Source organism: Cupriavidus sp. DL-D2, from assembly GCF_039710735.1.
Taxonomy (GTDB): domain Bacteria; phylum Pseudomonadota; class Gammaproteobacteria; order Burkholderiales; family Burkholderiaceae; genus Cupriavidus.
This window is the reverse complement of sequence record NZ_JBDKXK010000048.1, coordinates 26,247-52,315: the sequence shown is the minus strand read 5'-3', so window position 1 is coordinate 52,315 and position 26,069 is coordinate 26,247. Positions and strand designations below refer to the sequence as shown.

Genomic DNA, 26,069 nt, shown 5'->3' with positions numbered 1-26,069 from the left:
GTAGGTCTGCCTGAAAAAGTGTCCAAGATTACTTGACCACTACACTCCCCTCTCCCGCAAGGCGGGAGAGGGGCTGGGGGTGAGGGCCAGCGCTTCAAGCTCGAACTACGTCTCGACAAAGCAGCGCCCCGCCCTCACCCCCGACCCCTCTCCCGCGCGCGGGAGAGGGGAGCGCATATCGACCGGCGCGGGTTTTCCGATACGCTTCGTTCGATCCCCTCCGTTCGCCACCCCACCGAACTCTTCGCCGAGGCGATATCGGGCGTAAAACAATCGACTTACCCTGTGGGCGATGCTTGCGCGCATTGCCGGAGGCGTGTCGTCCGGAAATACCAGAAAATGCGACAAATCGCAGACATGATCAGCATTTGTTAGCTATGCTCCACGGAGCGTACAGGTAGAGCCAGCCTGACTGGCCTCAACACATCGGGTTAGGACGGCGCCATGATCGTCATGGGCGCCGCGTGCGGCGCAGTCTCCTGAGGGCTCCTGATGCAGCGCAGCTGGTTCCTGGTGGTGACGATCGTGCTTGCCATGCTCGCCACACTATTCCCGGTGGGGATCGGCGTATTCATGGCTCAACTGGAAGCCAATCGCCGCGAATCCGAGCAGTTAAGCGTCTTTGCCGACGCCGCGGTCGGCCGTGCCGAAGCGGTCATGACCCAGGCGCAGAATGCACTGCTCGATCTCGAATCCCTGCGGGACGAACCGTGCTCGCCAGCGCAGCTCGTCGAGATGCGGCGCATCACCTATACCTATCGCCATATTCAGGACGCCGGCATCTATCGCGGCGGCAAGCGCCTGTGTTCCGCACTGCTGGGGCCGATCCAGGCCGATCAGTTGTCCCTTCCCCCGCCCGACTGGCGCACGCGCGACAATCTCGATTTCTGGTTCGACCAGCCCAACCCGTTCGCCGCGCCCCGCCGCACGCTGCTGATCGGACGCAACGGCAACTACGTGGCCATCGATCCGCAGAATTTTGTCGATGTAGTGGATCGCGAGGCACGCATGCTGGCCGTGGTGAATACCGATGCCGGCCGCATCTTCGCCGTTTCCCAGGGCGCGAGCCTGGCCCGATTGCAGCGCGCCTATGCAGACCACGCCTATGGGTCGGGTGGCGAAACCCAGCGCGATGACGACGCCTCGCTGGTACTGCGCCGCTCGCGCACCATGCCGCTGGCCGTGGTGGTGCTGGTGCCGCGCGCCGCGCTGCTCGCCAACTGGAAGGCGCTGCTCGCCGGCGGACTGCTGGTGGGATTGGCTGCGGGCGTGCCGCTCGGCATCCTGGTATGGCGCCGTGCCACGCGCCGCTTCAGCCTGGAAGGCGAACTGCGCGGCGCCGTGCGGCGGCACGAAATGGCCGTCCACTATCAGCCCATCGTATCGCTGGCAACCAATCATTGCGTTGGCGTGGAGGCACTCGTGCGATGGCGCCGACAGGGCCGGCTCGTGCGTCCCAACCTGTTTATCCCGATGGCGGAGAACGCCGGCTTGATCCAGCAGATCACCGATCAGGTGCTCGATATCGTGCTGGCCGAACTCGGCACATTGCTGCGCCGACACCCGTCGTTCTATGTGTCGATCAATGTCGGCGTGGAAGACCTCAAGAGCCGCCGCTTCCTGGGCGTGCTCGCCAACCGCTTGCGTGGTACCGGCATCGCACCGGACCAGATCCGTATCGAAGCCACGGAACGCGGATTCCTCGAACCCGACGTGGCGCGCGACACCATCCAGGCATTCCGCGATGCCGGCCACCCGGTCTATATCGACGATTTCGGCACGGGCTACTCCAGCCTGTCCTACCTGCAGAGCTTCAAGGTCGATGCACTGAAGATCGACAAGTCGTTCGTCGACACCATCGGACAGGAAGCCGCTTCCAGCACCGTGGCACCGCACATCATCGCCATGGCACAGTCACTGGGACTCCAGATCGTGGCCGAAGGCATCGAGGACAGCGCCCAGGCAGACTTCCTGCGCGAACAGGGCGTGGACTACGGCCAGGGCTGGCTGTTCGGACGACCGGTGCCTGCGGTAGAGCTGGCGCAGTTGCTGGCGCGGACGGCGCCCTTGGCGGCTTGAATGTTCGAGCGGTTGTGCTAGGACCAGCGCGATCGCTTCCAGAGTTTCGCGACCATCACGGCAACGCAGTACATCGTCGTAGGGAAACAAGCCGAGACCGCCGACGTTTCCACCAGATAGCCCCAACCGTACGGACACCAGATCGAACTCCCGACGAAGGCCAACACGAAGCCGAAAAGATAGGCCACGACGCATTGAAGAAAAAGCGGAACACTCCGAAATTTCTCACTGTGGAACAGGATGCCGGGGTACCCGACAAGCAATACGCTCTGGTACCACAGCAGTTCCACGCTGCATTCGATAAGCATGCTCTTCTCCCCTTCGATTGAAGTCGAAGAGGCTACTGCGCGGCCACTTTCTGTTGAATCACAAAACCATTAAAGTGATTCGTCCCGCAGCGCTAGAATCTCCCATCAAACAAAAAAAAACCGGAGACCCATCATGTCCCTGCCCGCCCTTTTTCTCACCGCCGCCGGCGTTGGCCTGGCCGTTGCCGCACCCGTTGGTCCGATGGGCATGCTCTGCATCCGCCGCACGCTGACTGACGGCCCACGCGCCGGGCTGTCGATTGGGCTGGGCATTGCCTGCGGGGATGCGGTGTACGGGTTGGTGGCGGCGCTGGGACTGGTGGGCGTGTCCCAGTTCATGCTGGCCTACGACAAGCCGCTCCATCTGGCGGCCGGGTTGTTCCTGCTCTACCTTGGCCTGCGCACGTTCTTTCAGAAGCCGACCGATCAGGTGGCGTCGTTGCGTGGCAATGGCACGGGGCTGCGCGCGTTTGCCAGTGCCTGCCTGCTGACGTTGACGAATCCACAGACCATCATCATGTTCGCGGCGCTGTTCGCCACGCTGGCGCCGCGCGGGCCGTTCTCCACCTCGATCGCGATGACCACCGTGCTCGGCGTGTTCTGTGGATCGGTGGCATGGTGGTGCGTGTTGGTGGCAATGGTTACCGGCGCGCGGCATGCGCTGGGCACGCGGCTGCGCCAGTGGATCGACCGTGTGGCCGGGCTGGCACTAGCCGCGTTCGGACTCGCGGAGATTCGCCGCGCGCTGTAGTTCGCGCGATCAGCCGCGCGGCGATTGGCGATGGTTACTCGGCCTTGGCGCCCGAGTCCTTGGCCACCTTGGTCCACTTCGTCGTTTCGGTCTTGATAAAGCCGGCGAGCTGCGGCGGTGTCATGTCGCCAGCGGTCACACCCTGCTCGTCGAACCGTTTCTGCACATCGGCCTGCTTCAGCACCTTGCCCAGTTCCGCGCTCATGCGCTGGCGCACCGCCTCGGGCGTGTTGCGCGGTGCCATCAGTGCGTACCACGTGGTGACCTCGTAGCCTGGCACACCGTTCTCGGCTACGGTCGGCACGCCCGGATAGGCCGCAGATCGTTTGGCCGTGGTCACGGCCAGTGCCTTGACCTTGCCGCTTTTCACGTGCGGATTGGCCGATGGGCTGGTCTCGATGGCCATCTGGATCTGGCCGGCGATCAGGTCGGTCATCATCGGCGCGCCGCCCTTGTACGGTACATGCGCGATATCGGTGCCGGTGGCCGCGCGGAACAGTTCACCCGACAAATGCTCGGTGCTGCCGATGCCGGCCGAACCATAGTTGACCTGACCGGGATGGGCCTTGATGTAGGCGATCAACTCAGGCACCGTCTTCGCAGGAATCGACGGATTCACGAGCAGCACGTTGGGCGTCAGCGCCACCATGCCGATAGGTTCGAGATCTTTCTGAAAATCGTACGGCAGCGTCTTGTAAATGCCCGGTGCCATGGTGTGCGCCACGGTGGCCAGCAGGAACGTATAGCCATCCGGCGCGGCCCGCGCGACAAGTGCACCGCCGATGGTGCCACCGGCGCCCGGACGGTTGTCCACCACTACGGGCTGGCCCAGCGCTTCACCCAGCCGCTGTCCTACCGCGCGGCCGATGATGTCCGTGGTGCCGCCCGAGGCGAACGGCACGACGAGCGTGATCGGCTTGGACGGCCAGGCATCGGCAGCCAGTGCCGGGACAGAAAAGGAAAAGGAAGCACCGGCCAGCGCCATGAGCGCTGTCAGCGCGCGGCGCCTCGATTGGCATGGGGTCATGCGAGTCTCCTGGGGATCATTGGAATAAGAATTCCCGGACTCTACGAAACCCGCGCCATGTGAACCAGTACCCTCCTGGCGGACGGTCTTCAGTTTTCGTGAAGACTAGCGCCCGGCCAGCGCCCTGCGGTCACCAGTTCGCGCGCCACCTGCCCCAGCACGCCGCGCGCCGCGAGGCCCGCTGGCGACAGCTCGTCGTCGGACGGACTCACCAGCAGGTTCGTGCGGCTCACGCCCACATCCTCGATTTCGATCATCGAAAGCGGATCGCCGATGTGGCGCGCCACAGCCGCACCCGGCTGTATCGTGGCGCCCAGTCCTGCGCGCACGGCATCCATCAGCACCGCCAGGCCATCGATCTCGGCAACCACATTGAGCGGCTCGGCGTTGCCTGCCGACGCGGCGTCGAGCACCGCGCGCAGGCCGTGTCCACGGCTGGGCAGAATCAGAGGGAGATTGCCGATGGCATCGAGCCGCATTGTCAGCGCCGCCGGCAACCCGGGCTGGTCCGGACGCGCGATGACAAACAGGCGTTCGTCGAGCAACGGCACCGCGCTCCAGCGCTGGCCGGGTTCGAGCCTGAACAACACCGCCAGGTCGAGCTGCCGCGCGCCGATCATCGATGCCAATCCGCCGGAGAGACTCTCGACGAGATGCAGCCGGATATCGGGATAGCGCTCGCGCATCGCCACCATGAACGAGGGCCCAAGCACTGCCAGCGTGGTGGGCGCCATGCCCACGCTGACATGACCCGACAACCGCGCGGTACGCGCTGCCTGCGCCGCATCGTCGGCATGGCGCAGCGCCAGTTGCGCCTGGCGCCAGAAGGCCAGGCCAGCATCGGTGGGCACTACGCCCGTGGAAGTCCGCTGCAGCAGCCGCGTGGACAACTCACTTTCCAGCCGGCTGATCTGCTGGCTCAGCGCGGATGTGACCACGCCCAGCCGCTGCGCCGCCTGCCCCATGCTGCCCAGTTCCACCACGTGCACGAAATAGCGAAGTTGCCGCAGTTCCATATGTCTTCCCCATCACCGATGGCCGATATTGTGCCTGCCGATGCTGCCACGCAGTGCGCATCGTGATTCGCGAAAAGCTGACCGGGTAATCTTCAGGTTGACCCGGGGTCCATCCTGGATGACGATGTGGAGGTCGTTCTCCGCCTCCGGGCCAGCGTGCTTCCCACGCCGCCTGATGGAAGTTCTTCCATGCGCCCGGTGAAGCATTTTTCGACGCGCGTACGCCCCCAAGCTTGCAGCCTTTCACTCACTGGTAGGTTCACCGGAGCTTCTCGCATGCCAAGCAATTCCACGCAATCTTTCCCGGCCTTCCCTGGCTGGCCGATGGCCCCGTTCGCGTTCCCTCAGTTTGCGCAGTTTCCGCAAGTGCCTCAGTTCACGGCACCGTTGGCCGCATCCCTCACGCCTTTCAACCCCTTCGTTCCCTTCGACAACACGGTGCTCAATAGCTGGTACAAGTTCGTGGGGCTCAATACCGACTTTGCCAAATCCATGAGCGAGGAAGCGCAGTTCGACTGGGCATCGCTCTTTGTGCCGCAAGACCCCGAAGACCTTTATGCCCGGCAATTGACCAACCAGATTCCGTTCCTGTCGATTCCGCTGCACTACGCCACATCGATGATGGAACTCGGCGCGGCCACGCAACGTGCCTGGGTGGATGCCTGGGGTCACTTGCTGAATCTTCCGGTCTTGACGGCAACTACCGAGTCGCCTGAAAACGGCGTAAAGGACGTGCCAGCGGCTCAGGTCCGCGAGACGCCCAGGTCACGCAAAGAACGGCCGCATTGAGCCAGCGGGCGGGCGCGACAGGGACTATCCTTAATGGATACTGCAAAGACAGCCGTCAAGGCTTGCCTCAAGCCGCTCGCCCGACAAAGCAATGTGGGCGCAGTCGGGCGGCTTCCTGAATCGCGCCCCATCTGGCGAGGCTTTCATGAGCAAGACCATCCTATCCAGCCTGATTGTTGCAGCGGCGGCCGTGGCACTGGCCCCCGTGGCCCAGGCGCAGACCAAGCAGTACGATCCTTACAGCCAGGGCGCCCGCTCCGGCAAGGCCGATCCCTATACCGATGGTGCCAAGGCAGGCAAGTTCGATCCGTACACCGACGGTGCCAAGTCCACCACGCGCACCGACCTTGCACCGACCGCAAAGGCTGACCCGTACACGGACGGTGCCAGGGGCAAGCCCGACCCGTACACCGACGGCGCGAAGATCGGCAAGCCCGATCCGTACACCGATGGCGCGAAGTCCGACAAGTACAACCCGTACACGGACGGTGCCAAGTCCAGCAAGTAACCTTCACGCAGATCACCGCAGTTGGCATTGCAATACCCGTGCGCTCAGGCGCGCGGGTATTGTGCTTTCTATCGGCGTCTCGCTTCAGGCGGCAGTGCGCACGAGCTTGAGCGCATTCTGCAACGCCACGTCCACGGCATCCGCCGACGCATACCCAGTCACCACCTGGTAGAGCTTCTTGCCGTCCCGGAGCGCCAGCGTCGGGAAGCTGCCCACACCCCAGAGCCGGGCGGTGCGGAAATCGACGGCGGTTTCCTCGATGGCAGCCTGCGTCTTCCATTCGTCGAGAAATGCCACGGCATCGATCTTGTGCGACTGTTGCACCAGGGCTTTCGTCGCCACGTCAGCCAGGACGCGACCATTCGTGGTATCCAGCCCATCCACATAGAACGCATGCTGGAGCGCGCGGAACACCGCGAGCAAGTCCGCATCGGGCGCGAGCCTGCGCGCCGTCACCACCGCCCGGCAGATGGGCTCGGTGTCGTAGACAAAGCCTTCGCGCGCCATCAAGGCATCGCGATTGAACGGCAGGCCGCTGGCCTGTTCCACGCGCGTCCAGTGCTGCAGCCGGAAGCGCTTGCCCGCATCATCGAGAACATCGGTGGCGCCGGCACGGATGCCGCCCACGACGATGCGCATCGGGAGTTCGGGGTGCCGCTGCTGCAGCGTGGTCAGTTCCTTGCCAAATCCATAGCACCAGGAGCACATCGGATCGCCGATATAGATCAGTTCCATCATTCACCTCATGTGGGAGACGGTCATCGGCGCCATAGGCGTTCGGTGACGCGTTTAACTACAATGTCCGGAATTCGACCTCCGAATTCTGGCGACCTCGTGCCGGACATTGAAGGACGCACCGCCAACAACAGTCATTACACGGTGTCAATAAACCATGAAGCGCCAATTCGACGACCTGCAGCTTGGCAGCATCGAACTGTTCTGCCTGGCTGCAGAACTCAGCAGCTTTACCGCAGCAGCCGTGGCCGCCGGCGTGACGCCTGCCGCGGTGAGCCGCAGCGTGTCTCGCCTGGAGGAACGGCTCAACGTGCGCCTGTTCGTGCGTACCACGCGCCAGATCCGCCTGACCGAAGAAGGCCGCGCGTATTTCGAGCAAAGCCGGACAGCCCTTGCGCAACTGGTAGAGGCCGAGCGCCAGATCAGTGGCCAGCATGCAACCCCAGCCGGGCGCCTGCGGATCAGCTTGCCCACGCCTTATGCCCACTATCGCGTGCTGCCCGTTCTTCCCGCATTCCGCGAGCGCTATCCCGAAGTGGAAATCGACGTCCACATCAGCAACCGGAACGTGGACTTTGCCGATGACACCTATGACCTGGCCGTACGAGGCCGCGCGCCCGACGATTCCGCGCTGATCGCGCGCAAGCTGGAAGATGCGGAACTGGTGCTGGTGGCCACGCCAGGTTATCTGAAGCGCTACGGCACGCCGCAATCCCTGGATGATCTGCAGGCGCACGAATGCATCCAGTTCGAGCGGCCCAGCAGCGGCCGGCGCATTCCGTGGACCTTCCGGCTGGATGGCGAAGACGTGGACATCGTGACCACAGGCGCGTACGCAGCCTCCGAAGACGTGCTGGGCGGCGCCACGCTCGCTCGCGCTGGTGCAGGGCTGTTCCAGACCTACCGCTTTGTATTGGAGGAAGACCTGCGCAGCGGCGCGCTCGTGGAAATCCTGCAACAGCACGGCGGCACGTCACGGCCCTTCATGCTGCTGTATCCCCACGCGCGACACATGTCGAGCCGCGTGCGGGCACTGGTAGATTTCCTCGTCGAGAAGTTCGCCGACTGAAGCTCACTGGTCGACGTTCACTTGCTGCGCGGATCGTCGTCGGCATGCACGTATTCGATGCCGAGCGGTCCGTTACCGCTGACCTGCGTGACGTAAGCGCCCGACCGTGCCCAGTGGAAATGGGGGGTGCCGCCCGGCAATACGACCACGCTGCCCGGCGGATAGGCCACCAGCCGCTGCGGATCGAATTCATCGCCAATGCCGATGTAGAACACACCGGAGATCACGGTATAGATCCGATCCTCGGGGTGCACGTGCGGGAGCAGCTTCACCCCACCCGGCACACTCACACGCACCACGTATGGCCCCGCAGCCGCCGGGTCCCCCACGAGCACCGCAAGCTGCGCACGCCGGGGGAAAGCCGGGAAGCTGGACCACTTGATGTCCTCCTGCAGGATCGATCCATTGGCCTTCGGAGAGAGTCCCGCAGCGCTCGTGGTGCCAGCACCAAGCATCGCTGCCATCAGGCCAATCGAGAGGCCAAGTCGTCTTGTCGTCGTGTTCATCGCTGCGTTCTCCATCGTTGCCGGCCAATCGGTCATCGACCGATCCGTGCGCACGAATATAGAAGCGCCCGGCAAGGCGATAAACAGGTGTGCCGGAACTTCAATTGATACACGGCGGAACAAGCGGTTTTGCGGCGGCTTCTCGCGGCTTTCGGGTCCATCACTACAGAGCGATACAAACACCCCCTGCACGCGGAACATGTTGGACACATGCGCTCACTATCGTCCCGCTACCGAGTCGGCGCATCGCCAGGCTCCACGCAAAAAAGGACTCCGAACATGGCACATCCCATCTCCAGGCCCGGTCTTGATCGCTCCGCACAGCGCACCGCGTTCAGCGCGGCCGCGTGCGCACTGATGCTTTCCCTCGCGTCGCTGTCAGCGATGGCGCAAGCTACCCCGGCACCTGTCGACAAGACTGGCACCACGGCCACCGAGCGCCTGCGTGGCGAGGACACGTCGATTCGTCCTTTCGCCTATCACGCATCGGACAAGGAGCTGGCCGACCTGCGCCAGCGCATCGCCGCCACCAAGTGGCCCAGCCGCGAACTCGTAAAGGACGGTACGCAGGGTGTGCAACTGCAGACGATGCAGAAGCTCGCGCAGTACTGGTCCACCGACTATGACTGGCGCAAGTTCGAAACACGCCTCAACCAGTATCCGCAGTTCGTGACGAAGATCGATGGCGTCGACATCCATTTCATCCACGTGCGCTCGGGCAACAAGAATGCGTTGCCGGTCGTCATCACGCACGGCTGGCCCGGTTCGATCGTGGAACAGTTGAAGTTGATCGATCCACTGACGAATCCCACTGCGCATGGAGGCAACGCGGCGGATTCCTTCGACGTGGTCATCCCCTCCTTGCCGGGCTACGGCTTCTCCGGCAAACCGGAGGAACTGGGCTGGGACCCGGCCCGCATCGCGCGGACCTGGAACATCCTGATGAAGCGCCTGGGCTATACCCGTTATGTGGCACAGGGCGGTGACTGGGGCGATGCCGTGACCGAGCAGATGGCGGTCCAGGCGCCGCCGGAACTGATCGGCATCCATACGACGATGCCCGGCGCGGTGCCGCCGCAGATCGAGAAATCGTTGCAGGCCGGTGCACCCGCCCCTGCCAGCCTGACCGCTGACGAGAAGCGCGCGTATGGGCAACTCGATTTCTTCTACAAGCACGGGCTGGCCTATGCACAGGAGATGACGAACCGGCCGCAGACGCTGTATGCCATCGACGATTCGCCGGTCGGGCTGGCCGCGTGGATGCTCGATCACGATGCGCGCAGCTATGAACTGATCGCACGCGTGTTCGACGGCCAGCGGGAAGGACTGACGCGCGACGATGTGCTGGACAACGTCACGCTGTACTGGCTGACCAACACCGGCGTGTCTTCGGCGCGACTGTACTGGGAGAACAAGTTCGCGTTCTTTGCGCCGAAGGGCATCAAGATCCCGGTGGCAGTGAGCGCCTTCCCCGACGAGCTGTACCAGGCACCGAAGAGCTGGGTGCAGCAGGCGTTTCCCAATCTGCTGCACTATGGCCGGCTGGAGAAAGGCGGTCACTTCGCAGCGTGGGAACAGCCCGAAGTGCTCAGCGACGAGTTGAGGAAATCGTTCCGCTCGTTGCGCTGATACGCCGAACGGGGGCCACCGGTCAGCGTCGGACCGGCGCCCCCGCCTTGAGCCACGGCAGAAAACCATGCAGGAAGCGCGTTGCGGCCGGCATGAAGTAGCTGCCGTGGTGGTAGCAGGGGTCGAGCGTCGAGATGATGCGACGCCCCGGTCCACTGGCCGCATCGTCATAGAGAATCGATCCTCCGTCGACGGTATTCACCACCGATATCGCACCCGATGGTGTGACAAGGTCGCCATGCCTGTGCCATGTGGCATCGGCCAGAACCAGCCGGGCATACAGGCCGTGGGTTTCATCGCCCACACGCAGGCCGGAGTCCGCATCGGGTTCTAGCCACCACCAGAAGTTCGTCTCGCCGGGACGCCACTCCACATTGTCCAGCCACAGTTCGGGTCGGGTTTCGCCAAGCGCCACCACCAGCTTTCCCGCTGCGAGAAAATCCGCGATCATCTGCCGCGCCGCGATCAGGTCCAAAGGGTTCTGCCGGCTGGCCACGTACAGGCAGTCCACCTCCGAGAGATCGGCACGCACCAGATCCGGCGCATGGATGTTGACATCGAAGATCCCGCTGAAGGCCGGATCATTGAACGTTGCATGGTGGTAATACGTGCCACCGTCCACGAATGCGATGCGCATGCCCTACTCCTCTTCCTTGCCAAGCACTGCCGGTGCGCCGGCCTCGATCCAGTCAAGAAGCTGCGGTGCGATGCGCGCGGCGCTGGTCTGATCCGCCGCGTACATCCAGCAACTGTTGCCGCCGTCCATGAAGATTTGTCCACCACGCGGGCGCTGCCACACCCAGTCCAGCGGCGACCCATCGCGCTGCAGGCGATGCAGCACCACGGCATCGGGCGGCGCGGGATTGGCGCCGCGTCCATAGAAGCCCGCTACCCCGCGCCGGAAGCTCAGGTCGTCGCAGGACACGCCGTCAAACACAGGATGCGGATGTACGCGCTCGACGATCAGGTCCTTGACGCCCCGGCCCGCCGCTACGCGGAATGGCTCCAGTTCGTCGAAGATGGGATAGACCAGATGGCCGTTGAACACCACGGTGCCCCCGGCATCGAGATGGGCGCGCAGCGCGGCGCGATGGTGCATCATGGCGCGCTGGTCGATGTGTGCCTCGATCAGGATGGCCGTGCGCTCGCGGAAATCCTCGGCGGATAGCTCGCGCAAAGAGCGCGACGCCATGGCGCGCGATGTCAACAGCCCAAGGAACGCAGGCATCTCGTGTGAGACGGCGCGGATATGCAGGACGTTATGCGTCACGATGACTCCAGTTTCTCCACTGTGGAATGCGAAAACACCGGCACTGCCGTGCCGGCGCGGGGAAGCGCGTCCAGTCTCACGCGGCGTACCGGCACGCGATACAAGCGCGACAACGCGGCTTCATCCATGATGCGGTCGGGTGCCCCCGAGGCATGCTGGCCATCGGCGAACAGCAGCACGGCATGGCTGGCGAATTCCAGTGCGTGCTGTGGCGCATGCGTACTGAACATGATGGTGATGCCGGTGGCAGCCAGTTCCGCCAGCAAACGCAATGTCAGTGACTGGTTGTGCCAGTCCATGGCAGCACAGGGTTCATCGAGCAGCAGCACATCGGCCTCCGCTGCCAACGCGCGTGCCAGCACGATCAACTGGCGTTCACCACCCGATAGCGAGAGAAAGGCGCGATCGGCCAGATGCCCGGCTTCGACACGTTCCAGCGCGGCACGGGCAGCGGCATAGTCTGCGCGCCCCGGTGCACGCAGCATCGAGATGCCCCCGGCGCGGCCCAGCAGCACCATTTCCAGCGCGCCGATGGGCAAGGCGGGATGCACTTCCTGCGGCACAAATCCCATGCGCCCCGTCGGGTGTACCTGTCCCGCCGCCGGTGCAAGATGTCCCGCAAGAATCTTGAGAAGCGTCGATTTGCCCGCGCCATTCGCGCCCATCAGCGCACACAAGGCGCCACGCGGAAGCTGCAGCGAGAAATCACTGAGCACGGAGCGCGCGCCATAGCGATGACCAATGCCACTGCACTGCAAGGCGATCTCAGTCATGCGCACTCCTTCCCAGCCGACGAATCAGGAATGCGAACAATGGCGCACCGAACAGCGCAGTGAGCGCGCCCAGCGGAATCTCCATCTGCGTGAGCGTGCGCGCCAGCGTATCGACGATCACGAGATAGGCAGCGCCCGCCAGCACGGTATTGACCAGAAAGTGCCGATGGTCGCCGCCGCAACTCATGCGCACCAGATGCGGCACCACGAGCCCCACCCAGCCCACCACGCCACACACGGCCACACTGGATGCGGCGATGACGCCTACCGCCAGCAGCGCCAGCACGCGCACACGTCGCACGGGAACGCCGAGGCTGCGCGCATCGGCATCGCCCACGGCCAGCGCCATCAGGTGGAAGCGCATGCCATACAACAGCAACAGGCTCAGGCCGATGCATGGCAATGTGAGCCAAAGCCGGGGATAGTCCGCGGCAGCCAGGCTGCCCATCAGCCAGAAGACGATGGCCGGTAGCTGGTTCTGCGGATCGGCCATCACCTTGATCAGCGAGACACCCGACGCAAACACCGCATTGACCACGATGCCGGCCAGTACCAGCAACACCGTGCCGCCGCCTTGGCCCTTGCGCGCACCGGCGAGCCAGTACACCGCGAGCAGCGACAGCAAACCCCAGAGCAGCGCACCGGTGACAACAGGCCAGCCATCGCCCAGCCACAGCAACGCGAGCACGCCACCAAACGCTGCGCCGGACGATACGCCCAGCAATTGCGGCTCGGCCAGTGGATTGCGAAACAGCGCCTGCAGCGCCGCGCCCGCGCCCGCCAACCCCGCGCCGACCACGGCAGCCAGCAAGACGCGCGGCAGGCGCACGCCCTGCACCACGTTCTGCTGCAGCGGACTCCAGTCACCCTCGCCCAGTAGCGGCGCCGCAAGAATGCGCAGCACGGTGCCCGGTGCAATGGCGTAGCGGCCTGCGGCCATCGCCAGCACAACAACGACCGGCAGAGCGATGGCCAGGATCAGCGTGGAAGGTGTGAAGCGAAAAACAGGGCGAAATATGGAACGAGACGTCACGGCTTCGTCTCCTTGCCGAACAGCGTGCGGTAGTGCGCGCTGCCGCCGTTGGCGTCGAGCTTGAGCAGGTCATCGGTGTCGCGTTCGCTCAACGTGTAGCCGTAAAGCATGCGATAGGCTTCGCTCACGCGCACCCTGAAACCCGGCACGGCACGTTGCGGATGGAACAGGCTGGACAACCAGTCCAGTGTCAGCGGTGTTTCCTGGCTCGGCGGGTCCCAGCGGAAGCCTCCATGCGGATAGCTGTAGATGCGTCGATCACGCACCGCCGCCAAGCCTTGCAAACGCGGATCGCGATAGAGATCGGCGGGTGCGAGTCCCGGCTCGAAATTGTTCAGCAGCACGATCTGTGGATTCCAGGCCAGCAACTGCTCGGCATCGATCTGCGCGAAGCCGGGCACGCCGGCCGCGACATTGATGCCACCGGACAGGCGGATATCGCCATCCATGCTCGTGCCCTTGCCCGCCGCGCGCAAACCCGAACGCGCGCGCTGCAGGTAGACCACGCGCGGCCGCTCCGCATCGGGGATGGAAGCCGCGCGCTTGCCAGTGGCCGCTCGGCTCGCCTCGAACCACTGTGCAAGGGTTTCGCCGCGCCCGGTCTTGCCCAGCGCTGCGCCTACCAATCGCAGCCAACCCGCGGCCAGACTGCTATCGCCATAACGCAACGTCACCACGGGCAGGCCGAGGCCGCGGATCGGACGCACGATATCGTCGCCACGATCCCCCCACTGGATCACCAAGTCTGCACGTGTGGCAGCGAGTGCCTCCACATTCGGCACGAAGCCTTCACCCGACACCTGCGTGGGCAAGCGCGCCGCCTCGGGGAACATGCGTCCCAGCATGCCGAGTTCGAAGTCCGCGCGGCTGGCACCGTGCATGCCGGCGAGACGCGCCGCGCTACCATCCACCGCCATGACCATCGAGGCAATCGGAATCGGAATGACGGCCACGCGCTCGACACGTTCCGGAATCGATACGGTGCGGCCCATCTGGTCCACGACGCTGCCCGCGTGGGTGTTCGACATCGCACCCAGCAGCAACGCCGGCGATACGAACAAGCATCCGAGCGAGCGCATCAATACGTCCCCACCAGCTTGAGCACCACGGACCGTCCCGGCTCCACCAGCGGATTGCCCACCAGCGTGTTCGGATACGACAGGTTCTCCGTCACCGTGGGATTGCGGCCCACCTTGTTGAACACGTTCTCCACACCAGCCAGCAGCTTCCAGTCGCGCCATTCGCTACCGAGCAGGCGATCCACATCCATGCCGAAGAGCAGGTCGACCATCGTGTAGCCGGGTGTGCGGCGCTCCTGCGTCGGGTCGATGTTGCGCTTGGCCTGGAAGGCGCGGATCACGCCTTCACCATGCCAGCCCTTGCCGTCGTAGCGCAGCGAGGCATTGGCGGTCAGTGGCGCCACGTATGGCAGCGGCTCGCCATTGATATCGTTCCGCGCATGCGTATAGGTGGCAGAGAGCCCCGCACTCCACTGTTGCGTGATGCGCGCGCGCCCTTCCAGTTCGATACCGCGGATCGTGGCTTTGCCCAGGTTCTGCCGCTGGAACAAGTTGGGTCCCACGCGACGCGGTGTGATCAGGTCCGTGTACTTGCTCTGGTAAGCGGTCAACCGAGACCAGCTACGACGGCCATACCAGCGCAACCCCATCTCGGCGGTCAGGTTGGTCTCGGGCGAAAGATCGGGCGATGGCAGCATGGGCTGCGTGCCCGCGATGCTGGCAATCGTCAGGTTCATGCCCGATGGCGCGCGAAAGCCCCGGCTCAAATTGCCCACCACTTGCCATGCGGGCGCGAACTGGTAGATCGCACCAATGCCACCGGTTACCGCGTAGTGGCGCGGCGAAGTCTTGCCTTCGTATGCCCGTGTGAGCGCGGGAGCTTCGTTGGGAATCGCGTCGCCGATGCGCACATCCACGATGTCGCCGCGCAGCGATCCGGACAGCGTCCAGTTCTCGCCAACGTGCCAGTTGTCGTGGATGAACAGGCCCACATTGGTCTGGTCCGCGCCGCGCTCCATCTGCCGCCAGCCGGTGCTGCCGATCAATGCGCCCGTGCTGTTGCGGTAGCGCTGCACATTGTTGACGCGGCCGTCGAAGCTCTCGTTGAAGAAGTCGCCGCCGAAACTCAACGAATGGCTGCCAAGCCGCTTCATTGCCGTGACGTGGCCGCCCCATACCGTGGGCGTGTAGACCTTGATGTGGTTGTACACCGTCACCGCAGGCGACCTGCTGTTGCGTTGATAGATATCGGTATCGAAATCGCGCACGTAGACGCTGGCGTCGAGGCTGTCGATCCACGTGGCGACACGGCGTCCTTCATAGGCCAGCCGCACATAGCGTTCGATGATCGGGTCTTCGCGCACGCTCAGGTACGGTTCGCCCGGCGCCGCGCCCAGGCCGCCCGCCCGCTTGCTGACCACGCGCTGGTAGCGCCCGGACAACTCCCAGCGCGAATCGGCGCTTGGTGAGAAGCCCACCGCGAGATCCGCACCCGTCGCATTGAACCCGCTGTTCAGCGCATCGCCGATGGGGGTGGAGTAATCGCCCGCGTCGCGATGATTGATGCCGAGCATGACGTCGAAGCCCTTGCCGCCGCCAAGCAGTTCGGCACGCCCGCCCACCATGTTGTTGACACTGTTCCACTCCACGGCGCGGATCTTCGGCTTCAGCGAAAACGGTTGATCCCGTTCGACCTTGGCACGGCGCGTCACGATGTTGACCACGCCTGCCATGGCGTCGGAGCCATAGATCGACGACGCCGGTCCCCGGATGACCTCGATGCGCTCCACCGAATTGGGATCGATCATGTTGTATTCGAGCGTGCTGCGGCCCCGGTAACGGTCGCCGTCGATGGCCATGATCGAGCGGCCGGAGTTGGTGTTGAAGCCGCGCATCACCAACTGCCCACCGAGTCCGCCCGTGCGCGCAAAGGCGAGGCCGGGCACATCGGCCAGCATTCCCTGGATGCCGCCGCTGCCTACGCGATCCTGGATCTCCTCGCCGGAGATGACCGTCACCGCGCGCGGCGTTTCCTCGATGGAATCGGCCGTGCGCGTCGCGCTCACGGTCACGCCCTGCAATTCATGAACATTGCCATCCTCCGCCGCCGCGCTCACGCACGGCCAGCCCAGCGCCAGGACACTGCCTGCACCGCAGGCTACAAAATGACGTAACACATTGACCTCCCCGAGGGTGGTCCTCTTGTCAGAGGCCCACGTTTTCGCGAATGATTATCATTTGCGAATTATTCGGATCTCGGGGTCAATCACCAATGAGAAATATCAAGACAGCGCGGATGAACGTGGAAGCGGTGCAGGTCATGCTCGCCAGCCATCCGTTATGGAGCCAGACGATACCGATCGAGCCACTGCTTGCGGACGCTTCGATCACGGCGCTGCAGAAAGGGGATTGCGTATTCCGGCAGGGCCAGCGCGCGGACTACTGGTATCTGGTCATGTGCGGCCGCATCGATACGCTGCGCATCGGGATCGATGGCGAGGACAGAATCCTCCACCACGCGTTGCCGGGCCAGTGGCTGGCGCCCATCGTCATGTTCATGCCGCATCGGACGTATCCGGTCGAGGCGCGTGCGGCAGAAGACAGCACGTTGTGCCGCTTCGGACGAGACAATCTCCACCAAACGTGTCTCGACCATCCCCAGCTTGCGCTATGCATGCTCGCGCTGGCGGCCGATGTCCTGCATCAACGCATCGACGATGTGGACACGCTGGCCAGCACCAGCGCCGCGCAGCGTCTGGCCGCCTACCTGCTGAAGCTGGCGAACAAGACCGGCATGCGCGTCGAATTTCCGCTGAGCCAGCGCCAGTTGGCTGCCAAGCTCGGGATACGCGCAGAAACGTTGAACCGGTTGCTTGCCGACTGGCAGAAGCTCGGCTATCTGGAAGGACGCGGCCGGGCCTGGCGTATCACGACGCCGCGCGCGTTGGAGACGTTGGCCGGCAATGTGGCCTGCCCGGCGGATGGAACGGCTCAGGCCCTCTCTGCCCCTATCCCCTGAAAACACACATCGAGCATGCGACTGACGATGATGGCATCGTCGAGCTTGCCGTAGACGCGCAGATACTCCACCGCCGGGTCGCAGGTGCGCGCGTAGTAGCTGAACAGGATCACGTCGTCCGGCAGGTCACTGTTCAGGTCGCCGGCTTTCTTGGCCTCGACAACCATCCCTTTTAATCGCCCGTTCAACTTGAGCACCCGCGCCACATAGGGCAGATTGCGCAGCAGCATGTCGCGCACGGCGGGGCTGGTCGATGGGAGAAAGGGCAACCCGCCCTGGAGCCGCACAGTCAGCGCCCACTCCAGCAGCGCGCGCAGGCGTCCCATCGCGGTGAGGTCATCGGGCAGCGCATCGAGGAATGCCAGCGCGCCGTCGATCAGGCGGATCATTGCCGCCCCCACCAGTTCGTCCTTCGATTTGAAATGCTTGTAGAGACTGGGCTTGGAAATACCGACCTCGCCGGCCACGTCGTCCATGGTCATCAGGTCGAACCCCTTTCCCGCGAGAATGCGCGTCGCCGCGTCGAGGATCGCGTCCTCACGCAACTGGAATGCCTGGTCCTTGAAACTGAGCCTGCCGAAAATACTCATTAGTAAATCTCGCTACTATGCAGTAGTCTTATTTCCGAAACGGTAGCGTCCATCTTAGCACCGGCTGCGAAAAACGCACTGCCAAAGCAAGAAATCACCGGGAGCACGGGTCGTGAATGCATCTTTCGGCACCTCAATTGGACTTCGCATCGCCGTGATCGGCGCCGGCGTTTCGGGGCTGGCCAGTGCGTGGCTGCTTGCCCGTCGGCACCGCGTCACGTTGTTCGAGTCGGGCGACTATCTCGGCGGCCACACCAATACCGTCGACGTCACGCTGGATGGACAGACCAGTCCGGTCGATACCGGCTTTCTGGTGTTCAACGACCGCACCTATCCCAACCTGATTGCGATGTTCGACGAACTGGGCGTGGCGTCGCGTCCCAGCGATATGTCGTTCTCGGTCTCGATGGACCACGGGCGCGTGGAATGGGCCGGCACCAGTCTCAACACGGTGTTCGCGCAGCGTCGCAATGCGTTCTCGCCAACGTTCCTCGGCATGCTGCGCGATATCGTGCGCTTCAACGGCGCCGCGCCGCGCAACCTTGTGCATGCGGATCACAGTGGTTGCTCGCTCGGGGAACTGCTCACCATCGGCAACTATGGCCAGCCTTTCCGCCAGCACTACCTGCTGCCGATGGCCGCCGCGATCTGGTCGTGTGCCACCGCCGATGTCTTGCGCTTTCCCGCCGCCACGTTCCTGCGCTTCTGCATCAATCACGCGCTGCTGCAGATCACCAATCGTCCGCAATGGCGCACGGTGTCCGGTGGCGGACGCGAGTATGTCCGCCGCATTGCTGCACAACTCGACGATGTGCGCCTGCGCACTGCAGTGCGTGCCGTGCGGCGCGATGACGACGGCGTCAATGTCATGACCGACGATGGCACGGAGCGTTTCGATGCTATCGTCATGGCAACCCATGCGCCTGACACGCTGCACATGCTGGCGGATGCCAGCGATGCCGAACGAGATCTGCTGGGCGCGGTACGCTACGGGCCGAACGTCGCCATCCTCCACACCGATCCCACGTTGCTGCCGCGCCGCCCCCGCGTATGGTCGGCGTGGAACTATCTCGGTGGGCAGCGCGCCGATATGTCGCGTGCGGTATGTGTAAGCTATCTGGTCAATCAGCTTCAGCCGCTGCCATTCCGCACACCGGTCGTGGTCACGCTCAACGCGTTCCGCGAACCTGCGCCCGGCACCGAGCTGCGTCGCTTCACGTATCAGCATCCACTGTTCGACCTGCGCGCCATTGCTGCGCAGCAGGCACTGCCCGCGCTGCAGGGAAGCCGCCGCACGTGGTATGCCGGGGCATGGACGGGTTATGGCTTCCATGAAGATGGCCTGAAGTCCGCGCTGCGCGTGGTGCGCGATTTCGGTGCATTGCCAACCTGGGCCCGGCTATGAATCCCAACGCCTGGCTACTGCAGTGTCGCGTCATGCATGATCGCCTGCGGCCGGTGCGGAACCGCTTTGTGTATCCCGTGTTCTGCCTGCGGCTGAACGTCGATGCACTCGCTCAACTCAACCGCTGGTGGTTTGGCATCGACCGTGCAGGCATCGTCAGCCTGCGCACACAGGACTACGGCGCGCGCGACGGCAGCGACCTGTCCACGTGGATGCGTGCGCGACTGCGCGCGGCAGATCTTCCCGACGATGGCGAGATCTGGCTGCAAACGTTCCCACGCCTGTTCGGCTACGCCTTCAATCCAGTGAGCTTCTGGTTCTGCCATGACCGCGACGGCAACCTGCGCGCCCTGGTAGCGGAAGTCAACAACACGTTTGGCGGGCGCCACACCTATCTGGTGACCGCACCCGACCTCGGACCCATCCATGACCGCACGGTACTGGCCACGCGCAAGCTGCTGCATGTATCACCCTTCAACGATGTGCGCGGCCATTACGCAATGCACGTGCGGGAGTCGGGCACCACGTCTTTCGTCGGCATCGACTATCTCGACGATGCCGGCATGCTGCTTCGCACTGCAATCAGTGGACACAAGCAGCCCCTGACAGGCACAACGATGCTGCACGCCTTGCTGCGCCAGCCGTGGCTCACGCTGTCGGTGACGCTGCGCATCCACTGGCAGGCATTGCGACTCTGGATGCGTGGCGTGCCCTTCCACGGCAAGCGGCCGCCCGCCGATGTATCGCCTTCTCCCGCTACGGAATCGCCTCTCGACGATATTCGCCCATGATCCGCTCCGCGTTCAGCCTTCGTACCTTGTCCCCGTGGTCCCGTTCGGCATCGGCAGAGATTCCCGTGGCGGGCCGCGTGTTCCTGGCCACACTGGCGCGCGTGAAGGTGGGCCATCTCGTGCTGACGCTGCCGGACGGCGCGGAAAGGATCTTCGGAGATCCCCACGCGTCGCCGGGCGCACGGCTGACACTGCGCGACTGGCGCGCCTGCGAGCGGATACTGCGCGCAGGCGATATCGGCTTTGCCGAGGCGTGGCGCGATCAGTGGGTAGACAGCCCCGATGTCACCGCGCTATTGCGTCTCGCCCTTCGCAACGAGTCCGCGCTGCCGCGCACCATCGCCGGCACATGGCTGTCGCGCCGCTGGTATCAGTTGCGGCATCTGCTGCGCAAGAACACGCGCGATGGCAGCCGCCGGAACATCCACGCGCACTATGACCTCGGCAATGATTTCTATGCGCTGTGGCTCGACGACACCTGGTCATACTCCGCCGCATGGTTCGCGGGCGATGTCGATCAACCCTTGCACGATGCGCAGGAAGCCAAGTACGCGCACATCTTCGACACATTGAAATTGCAGCCCGGCATGCGCGTACTGGAAGTTGGCTGCGGCTGGGGCGGATTCGCATTGCATGCGGCGCGACGCGGCGTGAACGTCCATGGCATCACGATATCGCCTGCGCAACTCGCACGGGCGCAGGAACGTGTCAGGCAAGCCGGCATGGAAGATCGTGTCTCGCTGGCACTGTGCGACTATCGCGATCTCGATGGCAGCTACGACGCCATCGTGTCCATCGAGATGTTCGAAGCGGTGGGCGAAGCCTACTGGCGCACCTATTTCGACACGCTGTACGCGCGCCTGCGTCCGGGCGGTCAGATACTGGTGCAGTCGATCACCATGGCCGAGCATCGTATCGACGCCTACCGCGCCAGCAGCGACTTCATCCGCGAATTCATCTTTCCCGGAGGCATGTTGCCCAGCCCCGGACATTTTTCGCGCGCGGCGGGCCGATCCGGGTTGGCGGTCAGCATTGTGCTCGCGTTCGGCCATGACTATGCCGAGACACTGCGACGCTGGCGCCAGCAGTTCATGTCACGTCGCGAAGAGGTGATGGCGCAAGGCTTTGATGAAGCATTCGTGCGGCTGTGGCATCTGTACCTGTGCTACTGCGAGGCCAGCTTCGACGAAGACCGTACGGACGTGATGCAGTTCCTGCTCACGCGCGAGGTCTAGCATGCGACGCGCGCCGCTCGCTCCAGCCCTGGCGATGATCTTGATGATCGTCTCGCTTGGCTGCGCAGCAGCGGAAGGCTGGCGCACGGCCTTGCCGCAGGCACAGCTCAGCGGCGAGGGCGAGTATCGCTGGTTCGGCCTGCGTCTCTATACCGCGCAACTGTGGTCCCCGCATCTGCCGCCGAACATCGACGCACCGTTTGCGCTGCAGGTCACGTACGCACGCGCCTTCACTGCACAGCGGCTGGTGGATACCAGCATCGAGGAAATTCGACGCATCCATCGTCCGAATGTCACCGCCGCCACGCTCGAACGCTGGCGCGAAGCATTACAGAAAGTCTTCGTGGATGTCCGTGCCGGTGACAGCCTGACCGGCGTCTACCTGCCCGGCGAAGGTGTGCGCTTCTTCGCCAACGATCGCGCAACGGGGCAGATCGATGACGCGGCGCTCGCCCGCGCCTTCTTCGCCATCTGGCTCGATCCGGCTACCCGTGCGCCGGCCTTGCGATTGAAATTGCTGGGGCAAGCCGAATGAACGCGCCCGGCAACTTTCCATTGGCTGCCTACGGTGCGCTCGGCCTGCCGCTGGCGATGGCCGCATTGCCGATCTACGTGCAGGCTCCCGCGTACTACACCACGCGACTGGGCCTGTCGCTCTCGCTGGCGGGCGTGATCATGTTTGCCGCACGGCTGATCGATACCGCGCAGGACCCGTTGCTCGGCCGATGGATCGACAAACTCGTGCCGCGCGGACGTCTGCTGCCCGCCATGTGGCTGGGCGCCATACTGCTTGGCGTAGCGTTCGCGGCGTTGTGGTTGCCGCCGGTCTCCGGTGATATGTGGCTCGCTCTCTGGCTGGCAGGATCGCTCGTGATGGTCTACATCGGACACAGCCTGCTCAACGTCGCCTACCTGGCATGGGGTGCGCGACTCTCCGACAACAAGCCCACGCTCACGCGCGCGGCGGCTTGGCGCGAAGGTGCGGGGCTCGTCGGCGTGCTGCTTGCCAGTGCCCTGCCCGCGTGGCTGCTGTCTGCGCCAGACGCTGTACCCCGCACGGCCATGACGATATTCGCGATGTTGTTCGCCATGCTGCTGATATGCGCGCTATGGATGCTCATCCGTTTCAGCCCCACATGGCGCGGCGTGTCCTGCCCGACGCCGATGCCATGGCGCACTTTGATGGCGAATCACGCATTCCGTGCGCTGCTGCTGCCGTATTTCCTGAACGGCCTGTCGATTGCCATCGCCGCCACGCTCGCCGTCTTCTTCATCGAGGATCGGCTGGGCGAGCCGCGCGCGGTGGCACCGAGCCTGACGCTCTATTTCCTCGCAGGCGCGGTTGGGCTACCGGGCTGGGTATGGATTGCTGGACGCCTCGGTGCCATCCAGACATGGCGCATCGCGATGCTGCCCGCTGTGCTGGCGTTCGTCTGGGCCGGACTGCTCGGTCCCGGTGACACGTTGCCATTCCTCATCATCTGCGCGGTGTCCGGACTCAGCCTCGGCGCCGACCTCGCATTGCCTCCTGTGCTGCTGGCCGAACGAATTCCGCCCAACGAAGGCCCTGCGGCCTACTACGGCGTGTGGACCTTGCTCGGCAAACTCTGCCTGGCGATTGCGGGCCTCACCTTGCCCATACTCGCCGCACTCGGCTATCAACCCGGCGCACTCGCCACCGGCTCAGGCGGACTCGCGCTGGCGTGGATGTATGCCGGCGTGCCTTGCCTCCTGAAGTTATGTGCGATGGCGAGCCTGACAGCCTGCCGCCGCGCCTCACCGGAGGTGTCGTCATGACATATCTTCGTCGCTGGATGGCAATCGGTATCGTGATGCTGTGCGCGGCCTGCTCTGCGCCGGACGTCTCGCACTACGCGGATCAACGCCCCCCGCTCGATGTGCCAACGTTCTTCCGTGGCAAGACCGAGGCATGGGGCATGTTCCAGAAACGCAGCGGCGAGATCGTCAAACGCTTCCACGTCGATCTGGAAGGCCGCGAACAGGATGGCCGCTTCGTGCTGGAAGAGGACTTCCGCTACAGCGACGGCACCACGCAGCATCGCACCTGGACGCTGACGCGTGCCGCCGATGGCAGTTGGCGAGGCACCGCGCCGGACGTCGTAGGCGAGGCCACGGGCCACGCGAGCGGCAACGTGCTGCAGTGGAAGTACACGCTGCAATTGCCCGTGGATGGCAAGACCTATGACGTGCAGTTCGACGACTGGATGGTGCTGGTGGACGAACGCACGATGATCAATCGTGCGCGTGTGAAGAAGTTCGGATTCGAAGTGGGCGAGGTGACGGTGTTCTTCCGCCGGCCCGCTCCCTGACGTTCGGAAACGATCATGCCCACCTTCGGCCTGAACCTGAACCCTCGCCTGACCGACTGGACCGGCCAGCGCGTCTGGCTGGTGGGCGCCTCCAGCGGCATCGGTGCGGCACTCGCACAGGCGCTGCTGGTGAAGGGTGCGAACGTCGCGGTTTCGGCACGGCGCGCGGAGACGTTGGCGACGGTGATCGACGGCTATCCGCGTGGCGTCGCCATGCCGATGGATGCGAGCCACCCGCAAGACTGGATCGCGACGCACACCACGTTGCGCGCGATGTGGCAGGACGTGGACGTGGTGATCTTCTGTGCGGCGGAATATCGCCCGCTACGGCCCTGGGATGTCACCGCCGACGAAGCGCACCGCACCATCGAGACCAATCTCGGCAGCGTCTACTATGGAATGTCCACTGTGCTGCCATCGATGCTGTCGCGCGGCACCGGCGGACTGGTGCTGCTTGCCAGTGTGGCCGGCTATATGGGGCTGCCCAACGCCACCGTCTACGGACCCACCAAAGCGGCGCTGATCAACCTCGCCGAGCTGCTTTATGCAGAACTGCATCCACGCGGGCTTGGCGTCTATCTGGTCAATCCGGGATTCGTCAAAACACGTCTCACGGCACGCAATGACTTTCCGATGCCATCGCTGCAAAGCGCGGAAGAGGCGGCCAGCGCGATACTCTCCGGACTGGCGCGCGGTCGCTTCGAAATTGCCTTTCCCACTATGTTCACGCGTGCGATGCGGCTGGCCAGCATGCTGCCCTACGGCCTGCGCCTCACATTGCTGAAACGCCTGATGAAAGCCACCTGATAAAACCAATGCGCCTACCATGACCACTGCCACCGTTCATCCCGGCACCTTGTCGGCCCTGCTGGACTGGTACGCCACGCTCACACCGGAATCGCTCGATGCACTCGACCGCTTCTACGCACCGGATGCGCGCTTCTGCGATCCCTTCAACGAAGTACGCGGCCATGCCGCCATCCGCGCGGTGTTCGAGCATATGTTCGAAGCCATCGTCGATCCGCGCTTCCTCATCGACAGGAAGTTGATGGGAGACCGCGAAGGATTTGCCACATGGACCTTTACGGGTGCGATACAGGGCCGACGATTCTCGGTGCCCGGCAGCTCGCATCTCCGCTTCGGGGACGACGGCCGCGTCAGCGATCATCAGGACTACTGGGACGCCGCAGCATTGTGGCGCCATCTGTCGCTGATCGGCCCGCCCGTCGCATGGTTGCAGCGACGCTTTGCCACGCCACTCCCCCGATGAGCATGATGAATGCGATCCACGCGATGACATTGCTGCGAAGCGGATGGCGAGTCTTGCAACTCGTGCCCTTGCTGGCGCTCGGTGCATGCAGCACGATGGATGCGCTCAATGCGCTCACCTCCGACGCCGCCTACACGCGCCATGCCGATGTGCCATATGGCGATAGCCCGCGCGCACGTCTCGATGTGTACGTGCCGAAGCAACCCGCTTGCGGCACCACTGCGCCCGTGGTGGTGTTCTTCTACGGCGGCACCTGGAATAGCGGCGAGCGCGCCGACTATCGTTTCGTCGCGGCCAACCTCGCGCGACACGGCATCCTGACGATCGTTCCGGACTATCGCCTCTACCCGGAAGTCACGTACCCCGACTTCCTGCGCGACAACGCTCGAGCCGTGGCATGGACACTTCAGCATGTGGCCCGCTATCAAGGCGACCCGCAACGCGTTTTCGTCATGGGCCACAGCGCAGGCGGCTACAACGCCGCGATGCTTGCACTCGATGCACGCTGGCTACGCGACGCAGGATCGGACTCATCGACATTGCGCGGCTGGATCGGATTGGCTGGTCCTTACGACTTCCTGCCGATCGTCAATCCCGAAGCGCGGCCCGTGTTCCATCATCCGAACTACCCCGCCGGATCGCAACCGATTGACTATGCATCCAGCGCCTCGCCGCCCGCATTTCTCGGCGCCTATAGCGGCGACAAACTGGTGAACCCCCAGCGCAATTCCGCGCAGATGGCGGAGAAGCTGCGCGCCGCAGGCGTCCCCGTGACGTATCGCGAATATGGACACCTTTCGCACACGCTGCTGATTGGTGTATTCGCCTCACCGTTGCGCTGGCTTTCGACGGTGAGCGACGATGTGGCCGCGTTCGTTATCGAGCAAGCGAAATGCAAGTCTTGAGCGTGATGTCCT

Annotated in this window: 28 protein-coding genes; 16 read left to right on the top strand and 12 right to left on the bottom strand. The window is 63.9% G+C overall.

What is annotated here, in order from left to right:
* Positions 1 to 492: 492 nt before the first annotated feature.
* The gene (locus tag ABDB81_RS21820; RefSeq protein WP_137927381.1) at positions 493 to 2,079 is read left to right on the top strand and encodes an EAL domain-containing protein; all 1,587 of its coding nucleotides are present in this window, start codon (positions 493 to 495) and stop codon (positions 2,077 to 2,079) included.
* Positions 2,080 to 2,096: 17 nt separating this feature from the next.
* On the opposite strand, the gene ABDB81_RS21815 is transcribed toward ABDB81_RS21820, so the two are convergent.
* Positions 2,097 to 2,387: a hypothetical protein gene (locus ABDB81_RS21815; RefSeq protein WP_346813570.1), complete on the bottom strand. Its 291-nt coding sequence runs from the start codon at positions 2,385 to 2,387 to the stop codon at positions 2,097 to 2,099.
* Positions 2,388 to 2,520: 133 nt separating this feature from the next.
* Between ABDB81_RS21815 and ABDB81_RS21810 the strand changes: the two genes are divergently transcribed.
* Positions 2,521 to 3,138, top strand: coding sequence for a LysE family translocator (locus ABDB81_RS21810; RefSeq protein WP_346813569.1), 618 nt, complete (start codon positions 2,521 to 2,523; stop codon positions 3,136 to 3,138).
* A gap of 34 nt (positions 3,139 to 3,172) precedes the next feature.
* Here ABDB81_RS21810 and ABDB81_RS21805 read toward each other — a convergent pair whose 3' ends face one another.
* Together ABDB81_RS21805 and ABDB81_RS21800 are read right to left on the bottom strand one after the other, a co-directional pair.
* Positions 3,173 to 4,165 (bottom strand): tripartite tricarboxylate transporter substrate binding protein, encoded by a 993-nt coding sequence (locus ABDB81_RS21805; RefSeq protein ID WP_160474171.1) that lies wholly within the window; start codon positions 4,163 to 4,165, stop codon positions 3,173 to 3,175.
* An 89-nt stretch (positions 4,166 to 4,254) separates the two neighbouring features.
* A complete protein-coding gene (locus tag ABDB81_RS21800) occupies positions 4,255 to 5,181 on the bottom strand; it encodes a LysR substrate-binding domain-containing protein (RefSeq protein WP_160474172.1) in 927 nt (308 codons plus the stop codon).
* A gap of 276 nt (positions 5,182 to 5,457) precedes the next feature.
* Between ABDB81_RS21800 and ABDB81_RS21795 the strand changes: the two genes are divergently transcribed.
* Complete coding sequence (locus ABDB81_RS21795; RefSeq protein ID WP_346813568.1) at positions 5,458 to 5,970, top strand: hypothetical protein; 513 nt, start codon at positions 5,458 to 5,460, stop codon at positions 5,968 to 5,970.
* A gap of 145 nt (positions 5,971 to 6,115) precedes the next feature.
* Positions 6,116 to 6,478, top strand: a complete 363-nt coding sequence (locus ABDB81_RS21790; RefSeq protein WP_137927377.1) for a hypothetical protein — start codon at positions 6,116 to 6,118, stop codon at positions 6,476 to 6,478.
* Positions 6,479 to 6,562: 84 nt separating this feature from the next.
* On the opposite strand, the gene ABDB81_RS21785 is transcribed toward ABDB81_RS21790, so the two are convergent.
* Positions 6,563 to 7,216 (bottom strand): DsbA family protein, encoded by a 654-nt coding sequence (locus tag ABDB81_RS21785; protein WP_346813567.1) that lies wholly within the window; start codon positions 7,214 to 7,216, stop codon positions 6,563 to 6,565.
* Positions 7,217 to 7,370: 154 nt separating this feature from the next.
* Between ABDB81_RS21785 and ABDB81_RS21780 the strand changes: the two genes are divergently transcribed.
* Positions 7,371 to 8,282 (top strand): LysR family transcriptional regulator, encoded by a 912-nt coding sequence (locus ABDB81_RS21780; protein ID WP_137927376.1) that lies wholly within the window; start codon positions 7,371 to 7,373, stop codon positions 8,280 to 8,282.
* A gap of 17 nt (positions 8,283 to 8,299) precedes the next feature.
* On the opposite strand, the gene ABDB81_RS21775 is transcribed toward ABDB81_RS21780, so the two are convergent.
* Positions 8,300 to 8,824, bottom strand: a complete 525-nt coding sequence (locus ABDB81_RS21775) for a cupin domain-containing protein (RefSeq protein WP_346813566.1) — start codon at positions 8,822 to 8,824, stop codon at positions 8,300 to 8,302.
* A gap of 243 nt (positions 8,825 to 9,067) precedes the next feature.
* Between ABDB81_RS21775 and ABDB81_RS21770 the strand changes: the two genes are divergently transcribed.
* Positions 9,068 to 10,417 (top strand): epoxide hydrolase family protein, encoded by a 1,350-nt coding sequence (locus ABDB81_RS21770; RefSeq protein ID WP_346813565.1) that lies wholly within the window; start codon positions 9,068 to 9,070, stop codon positions 10,415 to 10,417.
* Between the two features lie 22 nt (positions 10,418 to 10,439).
* Here the strand turns inward: ABDB81_RS21770 and ABDB81_RS21765 are convergent, their stop codons facing one another.
* The 6 genes from ABDB81_RS21765 to ABDB81_RS21740 are packed head-to-tail and all read right to left on the bottom strand — an operon-like array spanning position 10,440 to position 16,689.
* Positions 10,440 to 11,054, bottom strand: coding sequence for a hypothetical protein (locus ABDB81_RS21765; protein ID WP_346813564.1), 615 nt, complete (start codon positions 11,052 to 11,054; stop codon positions 10,440 to 10,442).
* Between the two features lie 3 nt (positions 11,055 to 11,057).
* Complete coding sequence (locus ABDB81_RS21760) at positions 11,058 to 11,687, bottom strand: hypothetical protein (RefSeq protein WP_346813563.1); 630 nt, start codon at positions 11,685 to 11,687, stop codon at positions 11,058 to 11,060.
* Positions 11,684 to 12,460: an ABC transporter ATP-binding protein gene (locus ABDB81_RS21755; RefSeq protein ID WP_137927373.1), complete on the bottom strand. Its 777-nt coding sequence runs from the start codon at positions 12,458 to 12,460 to the stop codon at positions 11,684 to 11,686. The genes ABDB81_RS21760 and ABDB81_RS21755 overlap by 4 nt, the downstream gene beginning before the upstream one ends.
* Positions 12,453 to 13,493 carry an iron ABC transporter permease gene (locus ABDB81_RS21750; protein WP_346813562.1) on the bottom strand — a complete coding sequence of 347 codons (1,041 nt, stop codon included), beginning with the start codon at positions 13,491 to 13,493 and terminating at the stop codon, positions 12,453 to 12,455. Before ABDB81_RS21750 ends, ABDB81_RS21755 begins: the two co-directional genes overlap by 8 nt.
* The gene (locus ABDB81_RS21745) at positions 13,490 to 14,572 is read right to left on the bottom strand and encodes an ABC transporter substrate-binding protein (RefSeq protein WP_346813560.1); all 1,083 of its coding nucleotides are present in this window, start codon (positions 14,570 to 14,572) and stop codon (positions 13,490 to 13,492) included. Before ABDB81_RS21745 ends, ABDB81_RS21750 begins: the two co-directional genes overlap by 4 nt.
* Positions 14,572 to 16,689: a TonB-dependent receptor gene (locus ABDB81_RS21740; protein WP_346813558.1), complete on the bottom strand. Its 2,118-nt coding sequence runs from the start codon at positions 16,687 to 16,689 to the stop codon at positions 14,572 to 14,574. Before ABDB81_RS21740 ends, ABDB81_RS21745 begins: the two co-directional genes overlap by 1 nt.
* 95 nt (positions 16,690 to 16,784) lie before the next feature.
* On the opposite strand from ABDB81_RS21740, the gene ABDB81_RS21735 reads away from it, so the two are divergent.
* Positions 16,785 to 17,531, top strand: coding sequence for a Crp/Fnr family transcriptional regulator (locus ABDB81_RS21735; protein ID WP_160474181.1), 747 nt, complete (start codon positions 16,785 to 16,787; stop codon positions 17,529 to 17,531).
* Here ABDB81_RS21735 and ABDB81_RS21730 read toward each other — a convergent pair.
* Positions 17,504 to 18,121 carry a helix-turn-helix domain-containing protein gene (locus ABDB81_RS21730; RefSeq protein WP_346813555.1) on the bottom strand — a complete coding sequence of 206 codons (618 nt, stop codon included), beginning with the start codon at positions 18,119 to 18,121 and terminating at the stop codon, positions 17,504 to 17,506. The two genes, ABDB81_RS21735 and ABDB81_RS21730, sit on opposite strands and share 28 nt — an antisense overlap.
* Before the next feature lie 112 nt (positions 18,122 to 18,233).
* On the opposite strand from ABDB81_RS21730, the gene ABDB81_RS21725 reads away from it, so the two are divergent.
* Genes ABDB81_RS21725 through ABDB81_RS21685 form a run of 9 tightly spaced genes read left to right on the top strand, consistent with a single transcriptional unit; the run spans position 18,234 to position 26,057 of the window.
* Complete coding sequence (locus ABDB81_RS21725; protein WP_137927368.1) at positions 18,234 to 19,526, top strand: FAD-dependent oxidoreductase; 1,293 nt, start codon at positions 18,234 to 18,236, stop codon at positions 19,524 to 19,526.
* Positions 19,523 to 20,317, top strand: coding sequence for a DUF1365 domain-containing protein (locus ABDB81_RS21720; protein ID WP_346813553.1), 795 nt, complete (start codon positions 19,523 to 19,525; stop codon positions 20,315 to 20,317). Before ABDB81_RS21725 ends, ABDB81_RS21720 begins: the two co-directional genes overlap by 4 nt.
* Positions 20,314 to 21,552 carry a cyclopropane-fatty-acyl-phospholipid synthase family protein gene (locus ABDB81_RS21715; RefSeq protein ID WP_346813551.1) on the top strand — a complete coding sequence of 413 codons (1,239 nt, stop codon included), beginning with the start codon at positions 20,314 to 20,316 and terminating at the stop codon, positions 21,550 to 21,552. Before ABDB81_RS21720 ends, ABDB81_RS21715 begins: the two co-directional genes overlap by 4 nt.
* 1 nt (position 21,553) lies before the next feature.
* A complete protein-coding gene (locus ABDB81_RS21710) occupies positions 21,554 to 22,087 on the top strand; it encodes a chalcone isomerase family protein (RefSeq protein ID WP_160474185.1) in 534 nt (177 codons plus the stop codon).
* A complete protein-coding gene (locus ABDB81_RS21705; RefSeq protein WP_346813549.1) occupies positions 22,084 to 23,349 on the top strand; it encodes an MFS transporter in 1,266 nt (421 codons plus the stop codon). The genes ABDB81_RS21710 and ABDB81_RS21705 overlap by 4 nt, the downstream gene beginning before the upstream one ends.
* Positions 23,346 to 23,882: a DUF3833 domain-containing protein gene (locus ABDB81_RS21700; protein ID WP_137927363.1), complete on the top strand. Its 537-nt coding sequence runs from the start codon at positions 23,346 to 23,348 to the stop codon at positions 23,880 to 23,882. Before ABDB81_RS21705 ends, ABDB81_RS21700 begins: the two co-directional genes overlap by 4 nt.
* Before the next feature lie 15 nt (positions 23,883 to 23,897).
* On the top strand, positions 23,898 to 24,689 hold the full coding sequence (locus ABDB81_RS21695; RefSeq protein ID WP_346813547.1) for an SDR family NAD(P)-dependent oxidoreductase: 792 nt from the start codon (positions 23,898 to 23,900) through the stop codon (positions 24,687 to 24,689).
* Between the two features lie 19 nt (positions 24,690 to 24,708).
* Positions 24,709 to 25,152 (top strand): nuclear transport factor 2 family protein, encoded by a 444-nt coding sequence (locus ABDB81_RS21690; RefSeq protein ID WP_346813545.1) that lies wholly within the window; start codon positions 24,709 to 24,711, stop codon positions 25,150 to 25,152.
* Positions 25,149 to 26,057 (top strand): alpha/beta hydrolase, encoded by a 909-nt coding sequence (locus ABDB81_RS21685; protein ID WP_346813543.1) that lies wholly within the window; start codon positions 25,149 to 25,151, stop codon positions 26,055 to 26,057. Before ABDB81_RS21690 ends, ABDB81_RS21685 begins: the two co-directional genes overlap by 4 nt.
* Positions 26,058 to 26,069 lie beyond the last annotated feature (12 nt).

What these genes read in the sequence shown, in the direction of transcription:
- ABDB81_RS21820 (WP_137927381.1), top strand. Translation starts at nt 493, where the DNA reads ATGCAGCGCAGCTGGTTCCTGGTGGTGACGATCGTGCTTGCCATGCTC.
- ABDB81_RS21815 (WP_346813570.1), bottom strand. Translation starts at nt 2,387, where the DNA reads ATGCTTATCGAATGCAGCGTGGAACTGCTGTGGTACCAGAGCGTATTG.
- ABDB81_RS21810 (WP_346813569.1), top strand. Translation starts at nt 2,521, where the DNA reads ATGTCCCTGCCCGCCCTTTTTCTCACCGCCGCCGGCGTTGGCCTGGCC.
- ABDB81_RS21805 (WP_160474171.1), bottom strand. Translation starts at nt 4,165, where the DNA reads ATGACCCCATGCCAATCGAGGCGCCGCGCGCTGACAGCGCTCATGGCG.
- ABDB81_RS21800 (WP_160474172.1), bottom strand. Translation starts at nt 5,181, where the DNA reads ATGGAACTGCGGCAACTTCGCTATTTCGTGCACGTGGTGGAACTGGGC.
- ABDB81_RS21795 (WP_346813568.1), top strand. Translation starts at nt 5,458, where the DNA reads ATGCCAAGCAATTCCACGCAATCTTTCCCGGCCTTCCCTGGCTGGCCG.
- ABDB81_RS21790 (WP_137927377.1), top strand. Translation starts at nt 6,116, where the DNA reads ATGAGCAAGACCATCCTATCCAGCCTGATTGTTGCAGCGGCGGCCGTG.
- ABDB81_RS21785 (WP_346813567.1), bottom strand. Translation starts at nt 7,216, where the DNA reads ATGATGGAACTGATCTATATCGGCGATCCGATGTGCTCCTGGTGCTAT.
- ABDB81_RS21780 (WP_137927376.1), top strand. Translation starts at nt 7,371, where the DNA reads ATGAAGCGCCAATTCGACGACCTGCAGCTTGGCAGCATCGAACTGTTC.
- ABDB81_RS21775 (WP_346813566.1), bottom strand. Translation starts at nt 8,824, where the DNA reads ATGACCGATTGGCCGGCAACGATGGAGAACGCAGCGATGAACACGACG.
- ABDB81_RS21770 (WP_346813565.1), top strand. Translation starts at nt 9,068, where the DNA reads ATGGCACATCCCATCTCCAGGCCCGGTCTTGATCGCTCCGCACAGCGC.
- ABDB81_RS21765 (WP_346813564.1), bottom strand. Translation starts at nt 11,054, where the DNA reads ATGCGCATCGCATTCGTGGACGGTGGCACGTATTACCACCATGCAACG.
- ABDB81_RS21755 (WP_137927373.1), bottom strand. Translation starts at nt 12,460, where the DNA reads ATGACTGAGATCGCCTTGCAGTGCAGTGGCATTGGTCATCGCTATGGC.
- ABDB81_RS21745 (WP_346813560.1), bottom strand. Translation starts at nt 14,572, where the DNA reads ATGCGCTCGCTCGGATGCTTGTTCGTATCGCCGGCGTTGCTGCTGGGT.
- ABDB81_RS21735 (WP_160474181.1), top strand. Translation starts at nt 16,785, where the DNA reads ATGAGAAATATCAAGACAGCGCGGATGAACGTGGAAGCGGTGCAGGTC.
- ABDB81_RS21730 (WP_346813555.1), bottom strand. Translation starts at nt 18,121, where the DNA reads ATGAGTATTTTCGGCAGGCTCAGTTTCAAGGACCAGGCATTCCAGTTG.
- ABDB81_RS21720 (WP_346813553.1), top strand. Translation starts at nt 19,523, where the DNA reads ATGAATCCCAACGCCTGGCTACTGCAGTGTCGCGTCATGCATGATCGC.
- ABDB81_RS21715 (WP_346813551.1), top strand. Translation starts at nt 20,314, where the DNA reads ATGATCCGCTCCGCGTTCAGCCTTCGTACCTTGTCCCCGTGGTCCCGT.
- ABDB81_RS21710 (WP_160474185.1), top strand. Translation starts at nt 21,554, where the DNA reads ATGCGACGCGCGCCGCTCGCTCCAGCCCTGGCGATGATCTTGATGATC.
- ABDB81_RS21705 (WP_346813549.1), top strand. Translation starts at nt 22,084, where the DNA reads ATGAACGCGCCCGGCAACTTTCCATTGGCTGCCTACGGTGCGCTCGGC.
- ABDB81_RS21700 (WP_137927363.1), top strand. Translation starts at nt 23,346, where the DNA reads ATGACATATCTTCGTCGCTGGATGGCAATCGGTATCGTGATGCTGTGC.
- ABDB81_RS21695 (WP_346813547.1), top strand. Translation starts at nt 23,898, where the DNA reads ATGCCCACCTTCGGCCTGAACCTGAACCCTCGCCTGACCGACTGGACC.
- ABDB81_RS21690 (WP_346813545.1), top strand. Translation starts at nt 24,709, where the DNA reads ATGACCACTGCCACCGTTCATCCCGGCACCTTGTCGGCCCTGCTGGAC.
- ABDB81_RS21685 (WP_346813543.1), top strand. Translation starts at nt 25,149, where the DNA reads ATGAGCATGATGAATGCGATCCACGCGATGACATTGCTGCGAAGCGGA.